This is a genomic window from Streptomyces malaysiense (assembly GCF_000980885.2).
GTDB lineage: Bacteria > Actinomycetota > Actinomycetes > Streptomycetales > Streptomycetaceae > Streptomyces > Streptomyces malaysiense.
Genome location: NZ_LBDA02000053.1, coordinates 1 through 14,582, shown reverse-complemented (window position 1 = coordinate 14,582; position 14,582 = coordinate 1). Strand labels below are relative to the sequence as shown.

Annotated in this window: 9 protein-coding genes and 1 pseudogene; 4 read left to right on the top strand and 6 right to left on the bottom strand. The window is 70.5% G+C overall.

Going from position 1 to position 14,582, the window contains the following annotated elements:
- Nucleotides 1–89 precede the first annotated feature (89 nt).
- The 4 genes from VT52_RS21980 to VT52_RS21965 form a co-directional block, all read right to left on the bottom strand.
- Entirely contained in the window at nt 90–1,706 is a 1,617-nt protein-coding gene (locus tag VT52_RS21980; RefSeq protein ID WP_046424013.1) for a glycerol-3-phosphate dehydrogenase/oxidase, read from the bottom strand.
- A gap of 48 nt (nt 1,707–1,754) precedes the next feature.
- Entirely contained in the window at nt 1,755–3,293 is a 1,539-nt protein-coding gene (glpK, locus tag VT52_RS21975) for a glycerol kinase GlpK (RefSeq protein ID WP_046424011.1), read from the bottom strand.
- Nucleotides 3,294–3,369: 76 nt separating this feature from the next.
- Nucleotides 3,370–4,161, bottom strand: coding sequence for an MIP/aquaporin family protein (locus tag VT52_RS21970; RefSeq protein ID WP_046424009.1), 792 nt, complete (start codon nt 4,159–4,161; stop codon nt 3,370–3,372).
- A 353-nt stretch (nt 4,162–4,514) separates the two neighbouring features.
- On the bottom strand, nt 4,515–5,279 hold the full coding sequence (locus VT52_RS21965) for an IclR family transcriptional regulator (RefSeq protein WP_046424008.1): 765 nt from the start codon (nt 5,277–5,279) through the stop codon (nt 4,515–4,517).
- 314 nt (nt 5,280–5,593) lie between these two features.
- On the opposite strand from VT52_RS21965, the gene metH reads away from it, so the two are divergent.
- From metH to VT52_RS21950, 3 genes are all read left to right on the top strand, one after another.
- Nucleotides 5,594–9,109, top strand: a complete 3,516-nt coding sequence (gene metH, locus VT52_RS21960; RefSeq protein WP_046424006.1) for a methionine synthase — start codon at nt 5,594–5,596, stop codon at nt 9,107–9,109.
- 183 nt (nt 9,110–9,292) lie between these two features.
- Nucleotides 9,293–9,994 carry an HAD family hydrolase gene (locus VT52_RS21955; RefSeq protein ID WP_046424003.1) on the top strand — a complete coding sequence of 234 codons (702 nt, stop codon included), beginning with the start codon at nt 9,293–9,295 and terminating at the stop codon, nt 9,992–9,994.
- A 436-nt stretch (nt 9,995–10,430) separates the two neighbouring features.
- Nucleotides 10,431–12,035: an ABC transporter substrate-binding protein gene (locus tag VT52_RS21950; protein ID WP_046424000.1), complete on the top strand. Its 1,605-nt coding sequence runs from the start codon at nt 10,431–10,433 to the stop codon at nt 12,033–12,035.
- Nucleotides 12,036–12,181: 146 nt separating this feature from the next.
- Here VT52_RS21950 and VT52_RS21945 read toward each other — a convergent pair whose 3' ends face one another.
- Entirely contained in the window at nt 12,182–12,853 is a 672-nt protein-coding gene (locus VT52_RS21945; RefSeq protein ID WP_046423998.1) for a response regulator, read from the bottom strand.
- Nucleotides 12,854–12,867: 14 nt separating this feature from the next.
- Entirely contained in the window at nt 12,868–14,019 is a 1,152-nt protein-coding gene (locus VT52_RS21940) for a RecB family exonuclease (protein WP_046423997.1), read from the bottom strand.
- Nucleotides 14,020–14,203: 184 nt separating this feature from the next.
- Here VT52_RS21940 and VT52_RS37135 point away from each other — a divergent pair.
- Nucleotides 14,204–14,582 (top strand): annotated as a pseudogene (locus tag VT52_RS37135) (hypothetical protein); the annotation flags it as partial.

Below are 14,582 nucleotides of genomic sequence, written 5' to 3'. Positions count from 1 at the left end.
GGAACCCGGCCCCGGACAGGTGCGCGCGCGGAAGGGGCGGCCCGTGCGCGCGGTGCCGCCCCTTCCCCGATGCCGGTGTCCGCCCGGGACTACTTCTCGTCGAGCAGACCCTGGACCTTCGCACGGACATCGTCCGTGGCCAGCCCGCGGATGGTCAGCGTGGTGCGACGGCGCAGCACGTCGTCCGCCGTCTCGGCCCACTCGTGGTCACGGGCCCACACGACCTGCGCCCAGATCTCCGGCGCGTCCGGGTGCACCCGCCGCGCCAGCTCCGGGTTCTCGTTCGCCAGCCGGGCGATGTCGAAGGCCAGGGAGCCGTAGTGGGTGGCCAGGTGCCTGGCGGTGTCGGCGGCCATCCGCGGGCCGGGCGCCGGGCCGTCCACCAGCAGCCGGTGCGCGACCGCGCGCGGGTTGGCGACACCGGGCAGCGGCAGCTTCTTCGGCAGCGAGGAGATCGGCTCGAAGTCGTCGCCGAGCGGGTGACCCGGCAGCGCCTCCAGCTTCTTCATGATCGTACGGCCGATGTGGCGGAACGTGGTCCACTTGCCGCCGGCGACGGACAGCATCCCGCCCCTGCCCTCGGTCACCACCGTCTCCCGCTTGGCCTTCGCGGTGTCACCGGGACCGCCCGGCAGCACCCGCAGACCCGCGAACGCGTAGGTGATCAGGTCCTTCTTCAGCTGCTGGTCCCGGACGGAGAACGCCGCCTCGTCCAGGATCTGGGCTATGTCCTTGTCGTTGACCGAGACATCCGCCGGGTCGCCCTCGTACTCCTCGTCCGTGGTGCCGAGCAGCAGCATGTCCTCCCAGGGGAGGGCGAAGGTGATCCGGTACTTGTCGATCGGGGTGGCCAGCGCGGCCTTCCACGGCGAGGTCCGCTTCAGGACCAGGTGCGCGCCCTTGGACAGCCGGATGGACGGGGCCGCGTTCGGGTCCTCCATCTTGCGCAGGTGGTCGACCCAGGGGCCGGTCGCGTTCAGCACCAGACGGGCGTCGACCCCGAACTCGTCACCGGTGGTACGGTCCTTCAGCTCGGCGCCGGTCACCCGGCCCCGGGTGAAGCGCAGGCCGGTGACCTCGGCGTGGTTCAGGACGACCGCGCCCGCCTCGACGGCCGCGCGGACCGTCATCAGCGCCATGCGCGCGTCGTTCATCTGGTCGTCGCCGTACACGGCGACGGCCTTGAGGTTCTCGGTGCGCAGCTCGGGCACGTCCTGCGCCGCCTTGGCGGGGGAGAGCAGGTGGCCGACGCCGTCGCCGAAGGCGGACAGCGCCGAGTAGGCGAAGACGCCCGCGCCGAGCTTCGCCGCGCCGTGCGGCCCGCCCTTGTACACGGGGAGGTAGAAGGTCAGCGGGTTCGCCAGGTGGGGGGCCACCTGACGGGACACCGCACGGCGCTCGAAGTGGTTCTCCGCCACCAGCTTCACCGCGCCGGTCTGCAGGTAGCGCAGACCGCCGTGGAGCAGCTTGGAGGAGGCGGAGGACGTGGCACCGGCGAAGTCGCCGGCATCGACCAGCGCCACCCTGAGCCCGGACTGCGCGGCGTGCCAGGCGGTGGAGATGCCCAGGATGCCGCCGCCGATCACAAGAAGGTCGTACGACGCCTTGGAGAGCTGCTCCCTGGTCTCGGCGCGACTCGGGTTGGAGCCGGAGGCCGGGCGCGTTCCCAGGGCAGGCACGGACTGCAGGGTGGACTGACTGGTCATGTGGGGTACTTACTCCTCGTCAGAGCGGTCTGCGCGGAAAGAGGCAGCTCAGCTCTCGTCCTCGATCCAGCCCATGGTCCGGTCGACGGCCTTGAGCCAGTTCTTGTACTCACGGTCGCGGGTCTCCGCGTCCATCTGGGGGGTCCACTCGGCGGCCCGGCGCCAGTTGGCGCGCAGCTCGTCGGTGCTGGACCAGAAGCCGACGGCGAGGCCGGCGGCGTAGGCGGCGCCGAGGCAGGTGGTCTCGGCGACCATCGGGCGCACCACGGGTGCGTCCAGGACGTCGGCGAGCGTCTGCATCAGCAGGTTGTTGGAGGTCATGCCGCCGTCGACCTTGAGGGCCACCAGCTCGTCGCCGGAGTCCTTCACCATGGCGTCGGCGATCTCCCGGGTCTGCCAGGCGGTGGCCTCCAGGACGGCGCGCGCGAGGTGCGCCTTGGTGACGTACCGGGTCAGGCCGGCGATCACACCGCGGGCGTCGGAACGCCAGTGCGGGGCGAACAGGCCGGAGAAGGCCGGCACGAAGTAGGCGCCGCCGTTGTCCTCGACCGAGAGCGCGAGCGTCTCGATCTCGGCGGCGGTGGAGATCAGGCCCATCTGGTCGCGCATCCACTGCACCAGCGAACCGGTGACGGCGATCGAGCCCTCCAGGGCGTAGACCGTGGGCTGGTCGCCGATCTTGTAGCCGACGGTGGTCAGCAGACCGGCGTAGGAGTTGATGATCTTGTCGCCGGTGTTCATCACCATGAAGGTGCCGGTGCCGTAGGTCGACTTGGTCTCGCCCTCGGAGAAGCAGGTCTGGCCGAACAGGGCCGCCTGCTGGTCGCCGAGCGCGGAGGCGACCGGGATGCCGCCCAGCAGGTCGCCGAGCTTGCCGCCGGTGACCTCGCCGTAGACCTCGGCGGAGGAGCGGATCTCGGGCAGGATGCCCAGCGGCACACCGATCGACTCGGCGATCTTCTCGTCCCACCGCATCGTGTGCAGGTTCATGAGCATGGTGCGCGAGGCGTTGGTGACGTCGGTGACGTGCTGCCCGCCGTTGACACCGCCGGTCAGGTTCCAGATGACCCAGGTGTCCATGGTGCCGAAGAGGATGTCCCCGGCGGCGGCGCGCTCCTTGAGCCCCTCGACGTTGTCGAGCAGCCAGCGGGCCTTGGGGCCGGCGAAGTAGGAGGCCAGCGGCAGGCCGGTCTCGCGGCGGAAGCGGTCCTGGCCGACGTTGCGGCCGAGCTCCCGGCACAGGGCGTCGGTGCGGGTGTCCTGCCAGACGATGGCGTTGTGGACGGGCTCACCGGTGTTCTTGTCCCACAGCACGGTGGTCTCGCGCTGGTTGGTGATGCCGATGGCCTTGATGTCGTCGCGGGTGATGCCCGCCTTGGCCACGGCTCCGGCGACAACCTCCTGGACGTTGGTCCAGATCTCGTTGGCGTTGTGCTCGACCCAGCCCGGCTTCGGGAAGATCTGCTCGTGCTCCTTCTGGTCGACGGAGACGATGCGGCCGTCCCGGTCGAAGATGATGCAGCGCGAGGAGGTGGTGCCCTGGTCGATCGCCGCGATGAAGGGGCCTGCGGTGTGGGCGTCGGTCACTGTGTGCTCCTGAAAGGTCCGTGGTTGAGGGGCTGAACGTACGGCGCGTGCGCGAATCCCTGGTAGAGGGGTTCCGTCAGAAGGCGACGTTGTAGATACCCGCCGCGATGGCGGCGCCGATCAGCGGGCCGACCACCGGGATCCAGGCGTAGCTCCAGTCGGAGCCGCCCTTGTTGGGCAGCGGCAGCAGGGCGTGCACGATGCGCGGACCGAGGTCACGGGCCGGGTTGATCGCGTAGCCCGTCGGGCCGCCGAGGGACAGGCCGATGGCCACCACCACGAACGCGGTGATCAGACCGCCGAGCGCGCCGAGGCCGTTGCCCTGGTTGTTCAGGCCCTGGGTGAGGACCGCGAGGATCAGCACGATCGTGCCGATGATCTCCGTGACGAGGTTCTGCACCACGTTCCGGATCTCCGGGCCGGTGGAGAAGATGCCGAGGACCGGGCCGGCGCCCCGCTCCTGGGCCTCGACCGCCTTGGCCGTCGTGGCCTGGGCGCCCGGACCACCGACGATCTCCTTGTCGGTGAGGTGCGCGTGGAACTGCCCGTAGTAGGCGAGCCACACCAGGACCGCACCGATCATGGCGCCGAGCAGCTGGCCGCCGAGGTAGTACGGAACGTTGCTCCAGTCACTGTTCTTGATGGCCAGGGCGACGGTGACGGCCGGGTTCAGATGGGCGCCGGAGAGCGGCGCGGAGATGTACACGGCCGTCATGACGGCGAAGCCCCACCCGAAGGCGATGGCGAGCCAGCCGGCGTTGCGGGCCTTGGAGGCCTTCAGTGTGACGGCGGCACAGACGCCGCCGCCGAGCAGGATGAGTATGGCGGTACCGAGGGTCTCGCCGATGAAGATGTCGGAGCTGGACACCCGCGACTCCTTTGTCCTTCGTCCAGGGGGAAGCGAACCCCGGTCCCACCGGGGGTTCTGGTGCCCTCGGGGTGAGAGCGATGCCGGCCCTTGGCGTTGTCACACTCTAACGCGTATTACCGATAGGTGTTCGACAATGCCGACCGATGGACGGGAGTCTTGCTTCGGTGTTACGCGTGCGTCAAGAGTTCTCTTATCGAAAACCGGATCGTTATTGATCGCCGCCGACTATCACTCTTCGCTACGCTATGTAGTTTTAGCCCCAGTTTGTCCATTTCAGGGTAGGGCGAGAGCCGGAACGCCGCCTGGCGTCCCGGTCATACCCACAACGGAGCGTGATCCCTCGCGGACCTTCAGAACCGCCCGGCGCCCAGGTCCCTGGAGACGGCGCGGGCGCAGTCGCGCACCGCGGCGATCAGCTCGGGCCGCAGCTCGCCGTCCCGGCACAGCCGCTCCACCGCGCCCGTGATGCCGACGGCGCCCACGGGCATCCGGCGCCGGTCGTGGACGGGCGCGGCGATCGACGCCACGCCCTCCCACGTCTCCTCCACGTCGGCCGCGTAGCCCCGCGCGCGCGTGAGGTCGAGAATGTGCTCGAACTCTCCCGCGTCGCACACCGTGCGGTCCGTGAACGCCTTCCGCTCGGCCTCCAGCGCCTCGCTGTGCGCCACCGGGTCGTACGCCGCCAGCACCTTGCCCAGCGCGGTGCAGTGCAGGGGCTGCATGGCCCCGATCTCCAGCACCTGCCGGCTGTCGTCGGGCCGGAAGACGTGGTGCACGATCAGCACACCCTGCTGGTGCAGCACCCCCAGGTGCACGCTCTCCCCGCTGGAGCGGGCCAGATCGTCCGTCCACACCAGGGCACGCGCCCGCAGCTCGTGGACGTCCAGATAGGTGGTGCCCAGGCGCAGCAGCTCCGCGCCCAGCTGATAGCGCCCCGAGGCGTCGTCCTGCTCCACGAAGCCCTCCTGCTGGAGGGTGCGCAGAATGCCGTGCGCGGTGCCCTTGGCGAGGCCGAGCGAGGAGGCGATGTCCGACAGCCCGAGCCGTCGCTCGCCGCCCGCGAGCAGCCGCAGCATCGCGGCCGCGCGTTCGAGCGACTGGATGTTCCGTGCCATCGCCGTCCTGCCTCCGTCCCCTTCGACTGCCGAAACACATCTTTGGGCGAAGCGCCGCCGACTTCCTGCGCTTCGCTACCACCGTTCGGCAATGTCGAACACTACCGGTCCATGCCGACCTCCCGCTAATGGTCGGTCGGCCTCTGTTACATCACACGTGGCCCCCACGTGGCGCAGGGGCCATCCGCGTCCGGCTCGTGGACGCCTGTGCCCATCCAAGCCCACTCCCGGTTAGTCTGGCGCCGTGCGGCCCTCCCGCCCGGCGTTGGGGCACCGCATAGCCGACAGCCGTCGCACCTTCAGGGAGCCCTTACATGGCCTCGTTGCCAACGACCCCTACCGCCGACAGCCGGACCCGTGCGTCCGCGCTCCGAGAGGCGCTCGCCACCCGAGTGGTGGTCGCCGACGGAGCCATGGGCACCATGCTCCAGGCCCAGGAACCGACCCTGGACGACTTCCAGCAGCTCGAAGGCTGCAACGAGATCCTCAATCTCACCCGCCCCGACATCGTCCGCTCGGTCCACGAGGCCTACTTCGCCGTCGGCGTCGACTGCGTCGAGACCAACACCTTCGGCGCCAACCACTCCGCCCTCGGCGAGTACGAGATCTCCGGCCGCGTCCACGAACTGTCCGAGGCCGGCGCCCGCGTCGCCCGCGAGAGCGCCGACGCGTTCACCGCCCGCGACGGCCGCCCCCGCTGGGTGCTCGGCTCCATGGGCCCCGGCACCAAGCTGCCCACCCTCGGCCACGCGCCCTACCCCACGCTGCGCGACGCCTACCAGGCGAACGCCGAGGGCCTGGTCGAGGGCGGCGCGGACGCGCTCCTCGTGGAGACCACCCAGGACCTCCTCCAGACCAAGGCATCGGTCATCGGCGCCCGCAGCGCCCTGGCCGCCCTCGGCCTGGACCTCCCGGTGATCGTCTCGGTGACCGTCGAGACCACCGGCACCATGCTCCTCGGCTCCGAGATCGGCGCGGCCCTCACCGCGCTCGAACCGCTCGGCATCGACATGATCGGCCTCAACTGCGCCACCGGCCCGGCCGAGATGAGCGAACACCTGCGCTTCCTCGCCCGCAACGCCCGCGTCCCGCTGTCCTGCATGCCCAACGCGGGCCTGCCCGTCCTCGGCAAGGACGGCGCCCACTACCCGCTCACCGCCCCCGAGCTGGCCGACGCCCAGGAGACGTTCGTCCGCGAGTACGGCCTCTCGCTGGTCGGCGGCTGCTGCGGAACGACCCCCGAGCACCTGCGCCAGGTCGTCGAGCGCGTCCGGGGCCTGACCCCGCCGGCCCGCGACCCGCGCCCCGAGCCGGGCGCCGCGTCGCTGTACCAGTCGGTGCCGTTCCGGCAGGACACCTCCTACCTCGCGATCGGTGAGCGGACGAACGCGAACGGGTCGAAGAAGTTCCGCGAGGCCATGCTGGAGGCCCGCTGGGACGACTGCGTGGAGATGGCGCGGGAGCAGATCCGCGAGGGCGCGCACATGCTCGACCTGTGCGTGGACTACGTCGGCCGCGACGGCGTCGCGGACATGGCGGAGCTGGCCGGGCGGCTGGCGACGGCGTCGACACTGCCGATCGTGCTGGACTCCACCGAGGTGAACGTCATCGAGGCCGGCCTGGAGCGCCTGGGCGGCCGCGCGGTGATCAACTCGGTGAACTACGAGGACGGCGACGGCCCCGAGTCCCGGTTCGCCAAGGTCACCGGCCTCGCCCGCCGGCACGGCGCCGCCCTGATCGCGCTGACGATCGACGAGGAGGGCCAGGCCCGCACCGTCGAGAACAAGGTCGCCATCGCGGAGCGCCTGATCGAGGACCTGACCGGCAACTGGGGCATCCTCGAACCGGACATCCTGATCGACACCCTGACGTTCACGATCTGCACCGGCCAGGAGGAGTCGCGCAAGGACGGCGTCGCCACCATCGAGGCGATCCGCGAGCTCAAGCGCCGCCACCCGGACGTGCAGACGACGCTGGGTCTGTCGAACATCTCCTTCGGCCTGAACCCCGCCGCCCGCATCCTGCTCAACAGCGTCTTCCTGGACGAGTGCGTCAAGGCCGGTCTCGACTCGGCGATCGTGCACGCCTCGAAGATCCTCCCCATCGCGCGTTTCAGCGAGGAGGAGGTGCGAACGGCGCTCGACCTGATCTACGACCGGCGCGCCGAGGGCTACGACCCGCTGCAGAAGCTCATGCAGCTGTTCGAGGGTGCGACGGCGAAGTCGCTGAAGGCGGGCAAGGCCGAGGAGCTGGCCGCGCTGCCCCTGGAGGAGCGCCTCAAGCGGCGGATCATCGACGGCGAGCGCAACGGCCTGGAGGCCGACCTCGACGCCGCCCTCCAGGACCGTCCCGCACTCGACATCGTCAACGAGACGCTGCTGGACGGCATGAAGGTCGTCGGCGAGCTGTTCGGTTCGGGCCAGATGCAGCTGCCGTTCGTGCTCCAGTCCGCCGAGGTGATGAAGGCCGCGGTCGCCCACCTCGAACCCCACATGGAGAAGTCCGACGCGGAGGGCAAGGGCACCATCGTGCTGGCCACCGTGCGCGGCGACGTCCACGACATCGGCAAGAACCTGGTCGACATCATCCTGTCGAACAACGGCTACAACGTGGTCAACCTGGGCATCAAGCAGCCGGTCTCCGCGATCCTGGAGGCCGCCGAGGAGCACCGGGCCGACGTGATCGGGATGTCCGGACTGCTGGTGAAGTCCACGGTGATCATGAAGGAGAACCTGGAGGAGCTCAACCAGCGCGACCTGGCCGGCACCTACCCCGTCATCCTCGGCGGCGCCGCCCTCACCCGCGCCTACGTCGAACAGGACCTCCACGAGATCTACCAGGGCGAGGTCCGCTACGCCCGCGACGCCTTCGAGGGCCTGCGCCTCATGGACGCCCTCATCGGCGTCAAGCGCGGCCTCCCCGGCGCGAGGCTCCCCGAGCTGAAGCAGCGCCGGGTCCGCGCCACGGCCGTCGCGGAGGTGACCGAGCGCCCGGAGGAGGGCCACGTCCGCTCCGACGTCGCCACCGACAACCCGGTACCGGCCCCGCCGTTCCGTGGGACCCGCGTCATCAAGGGCATCCAGCTCAAGGAATACGCCTCCTGGCTCGACGAGGGCGCCCTCTTCAAGGGCCAGTGGGGGCTGAAGCAGGTCCGCACCGGCGAGGGACCGTCGTACGAGGAACTGGTCGAGACCGAGGGCCGGCCCCGGCTGCGCGGCCTGCTGGACCGGCTCCAGACGGAGAACCTGCTCGAAGCGGCCGTGGTCTACGGCTACTTCCCCTGCGTGTCCAAGGACGACGACCTCATCGTCCTGGACGAACAGGGCAACGAGCGCACCCGGTTCACCTTCCCGCGCCAGCGCCGCGGCCGCCGGCTGTGCCTGGCCGACTTCTTCCGTCCGGAGGAGTCGGGCGAGCAGGATGTCGTCGGCTTCCAGGTCGTCACCGTCGGTTCCCGCATCGGTGAGGAGACGGCCAAGCTGTTCGAGGCCAACGCCTACCGTGACTACCTCGAACTCCACGGGCTGTCCGTCCAGTTGGCCGAGGCCCTCGCCGAGTACTGGCACGCGCGCGTCCGTGCCGAACTCGGGTTCGGCGGCGAGGACCCCGCCGACATCGAGGACATGTTCGCCCTGAAGTACCGCGGCGCCCGCTTCTCCCTCGGCTACGGCGCCTGCCCGGACCTGGAGGACCGCGGCAAGATCGCGGCCCTGCTGGAGCCCGAGCGGATCGGCGTCCACCTCTCCGAGGAGTTCCAGCTCCACCCCGAGCAGTCCACGGACGCCATCGTGATCCACCACCCGGAGGCGAAGTACTTCAACGCCCGCTGAGGCATATGCCAAGGGCATGACGAAACGCCCTCCGGGCCCCGCCGGGGGTGCCCTACGGCCTACCCCGGGCCCCGGGCGATAAACGAAGCGCTTCGCCGCGCGGAGTCGTACACTGGTCGGTCCACCGCAGGCCGGTTCCCGCACGGGAACCGGCCTGAACGTCCCTCAAGGAGGTGCGCCCGGATGACCAGCACGGTCCCCGCGCTCGGAACCCGTTCGGCCGAAGGCTCCGCACTGCAAGCGGTCCTCCTCGACATGGACGGCACCCTGGTGGACACCGAGGGCTTCTGGTGGGACGTCGAGGTGGAGGTCTTCGCCTCCCTCGGCCACACCCTGGACGACTCCTGGAAGCACGTCGTCGTCGGCGGCCCGATGACCCGGAGCGCCGGCTTCCTCATCGAGGCCACCGGCGCCGACATCGCCCTCACCGAACTCAGCGTCCTGCTCAACGAGGGCTTCGAGGCCCGCATCAGCACCGGCCTGCCCCTCAAACCCGGTGCCGCCCGGCTGCTCGCCGAACTGCACCGGCACCGCGTCCCCACCGCCCTCGTCTCCGCCTCCCACCGGCGCATCATCGACCGCGTCCTCGCCGTCCTCGGCCCCCACCACTTCGCCCTGTCCGTCGCCGGCGACGAGGTCACCCGCACCAAGCCCTTCCCCGACCCCTACCTCCTCGCCGCCGCCGGGCTCGGCGCCCACCCCGCCAGGTGCGCCGTCGTCGAGGACACCTCCACCGGCGTCGCCGCCGCCGAGGCCGCGGGATGCCGCGTGGTCGCCGTACCCTCCCTCGCTCCCATCGGACCGGCCGACCGACGCACCGTCGTCCCCTCCCTGGAACACGTCGACCTCGCATTTCTGCACAGCCTGATGACGGAAATGCCCTAGCCGTTCACCCAGCGTGCAATGGCCATTGGCCGCTGCCCTCGAATATCCGCGGAAGTACGACCAGGGAAATTCGCGGCAACCCGCACGGCCGAATTCCACCGCCACCCCGCACAGTTGGAGATGTGACGTTCGCCACCCCCGAGGCTCTCGACAAGCCTTGGCGAGTATGCAGACCGGCCCGGTTCGACAGGGAACGACAGGCCCTTGTGTCCTGATTGATGAGACGCTGCACTAATCCTGCCACTGTCGGGTTTTCGGTGTGTCCACACCCGGTTTCACAGCGTGATGGAGTATCAACTCACGCGGCTGTGAACGCTCCACGGAGCGCGGACTAATCTCGTCGCGAGAACATCACCGAAGAAACCCCCGTGCCCCGCCGCGCGCCACCCATGCGCGCCGGAAACACGGACCCGAACAGCTCTGGAGAAACCCCCGCATGAACCGCAAGACTCTGGTGCTGCCGGCGGTGGCCGGCCTGCTCACCCCGGTCCTCGCCGCGTGCGGCGGATCCGGCAGCGGGAGCAAGGGCGGCGACGCCATCGTCGTCGGCACCACGGACCGGTTCACCGTCACCAAGGACGCCCCCGCGCCCATCGACCCGGCCTACGCCTACGACGTCGGCAGCTGGAACCTCCTGCGCCAGACCGTCCAGACCCTCATGGCCGAGCCCAAGGGCGAGGGCGATCCGGTCCCGGACGCCGCCGAAAGCTGCGGCTTCACCGACAGCGCCAGCGAACGCTACGCCTGCAAGCTGCGCGAGGGCCTCACGTTCGCCAACGGCGACCCGGTGACCGCCCAGGACGTCAAGTTCTCCATCGAACGCGCCCTGCACATCAAGGCCGACAGCGGTGTCTCCTCCCTGCTGAACACCATCGACACCATCGAGACGCAGGGCGACCGCGAGGTCGTCTTCCACCTCAAGACGGCCGACGCCACCTTCCCCTACAAGTTGTCCACCCCGGTCGCGGGCATCCTCGACCCCAAGGACTACTCCAAGGACTCCCTGCGCGACGGCTTCCACCTGGACGGCTCCGGCCCCTACACCTTCCAGGCCGAGGTCAAGGGCAACGCGATCGTCAGCGCCACCTTCACCAAGAACCCCCGCTACAAGGGGGTCCAGACGGTGAACAACGACAAGGTCGTGGTCCGCTCCTTCGCCGATGCCGACGCCATGGGCGCAGCCATCGACAAGGGTGACATCGACGTCATGACCCGCACCATGTCGCCCGCCCAGATCCAGAAGCTGGACTCCGGCAGCGACGACAACGTCGACCTCGTCGACATGCCGGGCCTCGAGATCCGCTACCTCGCCTTCAACACCGACGCCCCCACGGTGAAGTCCAAGGCCGTACGCCAGGCCATGGCCCAGGTCGTCAACCGCGGCGAGCTGGTCTCCAAGGTCTACGGCACCGAGGCCGAGCCGCTGTACTCGCTGGTCCCCGCCACCGTCACCGGGCACTCCAACTCGTTCTTCAACAAGTACGGCAACCCCAGCGCCGCCAAGGCCAAGACCCTGCTCGCCAAGGCCGGCATCACCACCCCGGTGAAGCTGACCATGCACTACACGACCGACCACTACGGCTCGGCCACCAAGCAGGAGTTCGAGGTCCTGCAGAAGCAGCTCAACGACAGCGGCCTCTTCGACGTCACCATCCAGGGCCACCCCTGGGAGAGCTTCCGCCCCGCGGAGGAGAAGGGCCAGTACGACGTCTACGGCATGGGCTGGTTCCCCGACTTCCCCGACGCCGACAACTTCCTCGCGCCGTTCCTCGACAAGGACAACTTCCTCGGCTCGCCGTACTCCAACACCGAGATCCAGCGCAACCTGATCCCGCAGTCCCGCCGCGACGCCAACCGGCTCTCCGCCGCGGACAGCCTGACCAAGATCCAGGACATCGTCGCCGACGACGTCCCGGTCCTCCCGCTGTGGCAGGGCAAGCAGTACATCGCCGCCCGCAGCGACATCACGGGCGTCTCCTACGCCGTCAACTCCTCCTCCACGCTCCAGCTCTGGGAGCTCGGCCGCGGTGTGAGCGGCTGACCCGCGGACAGCCACGACGAGACGACGACGGGCGCCACCCTCCTCGCACGGAGGGCGGCGCCCGTCGCCGTCGCACGGATCGGCACGACTTCGGCGCGTCCCGCGAAACCGGCCCCCGGCGACCGTCCGCCGAGGGCCCGCGCCACCTACTGCGCGCCGGGGCGCACCAGACCGCTCTCGTACGCGTACACCGCCGCCTGCACCCGGTCCCGCAGGCCCAGCTTGGTCAGCACGTGCCCGACATGGGTCTTGACGGTCGTCTCGCTGACGAACAGATCGGCCGCGATCTCCGCGTTGGACAGCCCCCGCGCCACCAGCTTCAGCACCTCCACCTCACGGTCCGTGAGCGTGTGCAGGGTGTCCGGAACCGGCTCCTCGCCCGACGGCAGATGCGTCGCGTACTTGTCCAGCAGCCGGCGCGTGATGCTCGGCGCCAGCATCGCCTCACCGCCCGCCACCACCCGGATCGCCTGCACCAGCTCGTCCGCGGGCGCGTCCTTGAGCAGGAACCCGCTGGCACCGGCGCGCAGCGCCTCCACCACGTACTCGTCCAGATCGAAGGTCGTCAGCACCAGCACCTTCGCCGGGCCGTTCCGCTCCGGGCCGCTGATCTGCCGGGTCGCCTCCACCCCGTCCATCCGGGGCATGCGGATGTCCATCAGCACGACATCCGGCTGGAGGGCCCGCACCTGATCGAGAGCCTGCAGGCCGTCACCGGCCTCGCCCACGACCGCGAGATCCTGCTCGGCCTCCAGGATCATCCGGAAACCCGTACGCAGCAGGGGCTGGTCGTCGACCAGTAGGACGCGGATGGCCACGTGACACTCCTTCGCTAGTCCGCGCCCATTCTGCCCTGCGGCACACCGCCCGACTCCCGCGCCCTCACCGGCAGCGGATACGGCGGGGGAGTGCCCCCGAACTCCGGGCAGCGCTCCTGGTGATCGCACCAGCCGCACAGCTTCGTCGGCCGCGGCCGCCAGTCACCGCTCTCCGTGGCCTCCCGGATGGCGTCCCACAGCGCGCGCAGCCTGCGCTCCACCCGCTCCAGATCGGCGGGCACCGGATCGTACGTCCGCACCTCGCCGCTGCCGAGGTACACCAGCTGGAGCCGGCGCGGCACGACACCCTTCAGCCGCCACACCACCAGCGCGTAGAACTTCATCTGGAACAGCGCGCCCTCGGCGTACTCCGGGCGCGGCGCCTTGCCCGTCTTGTAGTCGACGATCCGCACCTCGCCGGTCGGCGCCACGTCCACCCGGTCGATGATGCCGCGCAGCCGGGGCCCCGACTCCAGCTCGGTCTCCACGAACAGCTCCCGCTCGGCCGGCTCCAGCCGCGTCGGGTCCTCCAGCGTGAACCAGCGCTCCACCAGCCGCTCCGCCTCGCCCAGCCAGCGCGCCAGCCGCTGCCCGTCCGGATCGTCGGCGAACAGCTCGGCCAGCTCCGGGCGGCTCGCGCGCAGCCGGTCCCACTGGCCCGGCACCAGTGCCCTGGCCCGCGGCGCGGTCCGCTCCCCGGCGGGCGCGTCGAACAGCCGCTCGAGCACCGCGTGCACCAGCGTGCCCCGCGTCGCCGCCTCGCTCGGCTTCTCCGGCAACCGGTCGATCACCCGGAACCGGTACAGCAACGGACACTGCATGAAGTCACCGGCACGGGAGGGGGACAGCGAGGTGGGAGCGGTGGCCGGACGGGGGACGGGGGCTCCGGAAGGCGCGGCGACGGCTCCGGCGGCGTCACCGGCGGCGGCCGTGGCAGCCGTGGCGGACCCAGCGGATTCGCCGGTCTCGGCGGCCCCGGTGGCCGACGGGCCCGGCGCGGCCATGGCATCCGGCGCCGTCGAGGGACTCGGTACGGCCGCGGGGGCGGGCGTCTCCCCGACCACGGCATCCGCCGCCACGGCGCCGGTCGTCGCGTCCGCGGCGGGCCAAGCCGCCGGCCCGGGACCGCTCGCCGCGGCTCCCGACTCCTCGAAGCTGGTGTCCATGTCCACAGACCATACGGCCCACCACCGACAGTGACCCGGTCACGGCCCGGAACGGCGCCCGGTCACGGGGCGAACACAAGGGGTGCCGGGGCGAAACGTGCCACCACGGCCGCATACCATCGATCAGAGACCCTTCCGCCCCAGGAGGCGCGGAAGACGCTTCGAACGAGGGGACACCGTGGACGTGAGCGGCGCGAGCGGGCAGCCGCGGTCCGGCGACGATCGGCCGACCGACCACCCCGCAGTCCCAACGCCCCCGCCGCCGGCCCCCGAGGCCCCGGCGCCGACCGAGCAAGGCCCCGGCACGGACACCGCCGCCACCGGCACCCCCGACTCGACCACCCCCGGCGCCGGGCCCACCAGCCCCGGGGAACCCGAGAGCGAGAAGCGGCCCGACACCGCCGACACCACCACACCGGGACCCGGGACACACGCGGCCGGGGCGGACAGCGGCGAGGCCGACGGGTCCGGAGCAGCCGCCGAGGACGCCCACGAGCCCGGCACACGGCCCGCGAAGACCCCGGACACCGGCACCCCCGCCGAGGGCACCCCCCACCCCACCC

What these genes read in the sequence shown, in the direction of transcription:
- VT52_RS21980 (WP_046424013.1), bottom strand. Translation starts at nt 1,706, where the DNA reads ATGACCAGTCAGTCCACCCTGCAGTCCGTGCCTGCCCTGGGAACGCGC.
- VT52_RS21965 (WP_046424008.1), bottom strand. Translation starts at nt 5,279, where the DNA reads ATGGCACGGAACATCCAGTCGCTCGAACGCGCGGCCGCGATGCTGCGG.
- metH (WP_046424006.1), top strand. Translation starts at nt 5,594, where the DNA reads ATGGCCTCGTTGCCAACGACCCCTACCGCCGACAGCCGGACCCGTGCG.
- VT52_RS21955 (WP_046424003.1), top strand. Translation starts at nt 9,293, where the DNA reads ATGACCAGCACGGTCCCCGCGCTCGGAACCCGTTCGGCCGAAGGCTCC.
- VT52_RS21950 (WP_046424000.1), top strand. Translation starts at nt 10,431, where the DNA reads ATGAACCGCAAGACTCTGGTGCTGCCGGCGGTGGCCGGCCTGCTCACC.
- VT52_RS21940 (WP_046423997.1), bottom strand. Translation starts at nt 14,019, where the DNA reads ATGGACACCAGCTTCGAGGAGTCGGGAGCCGCGGCGAGCGGTCCCGGG.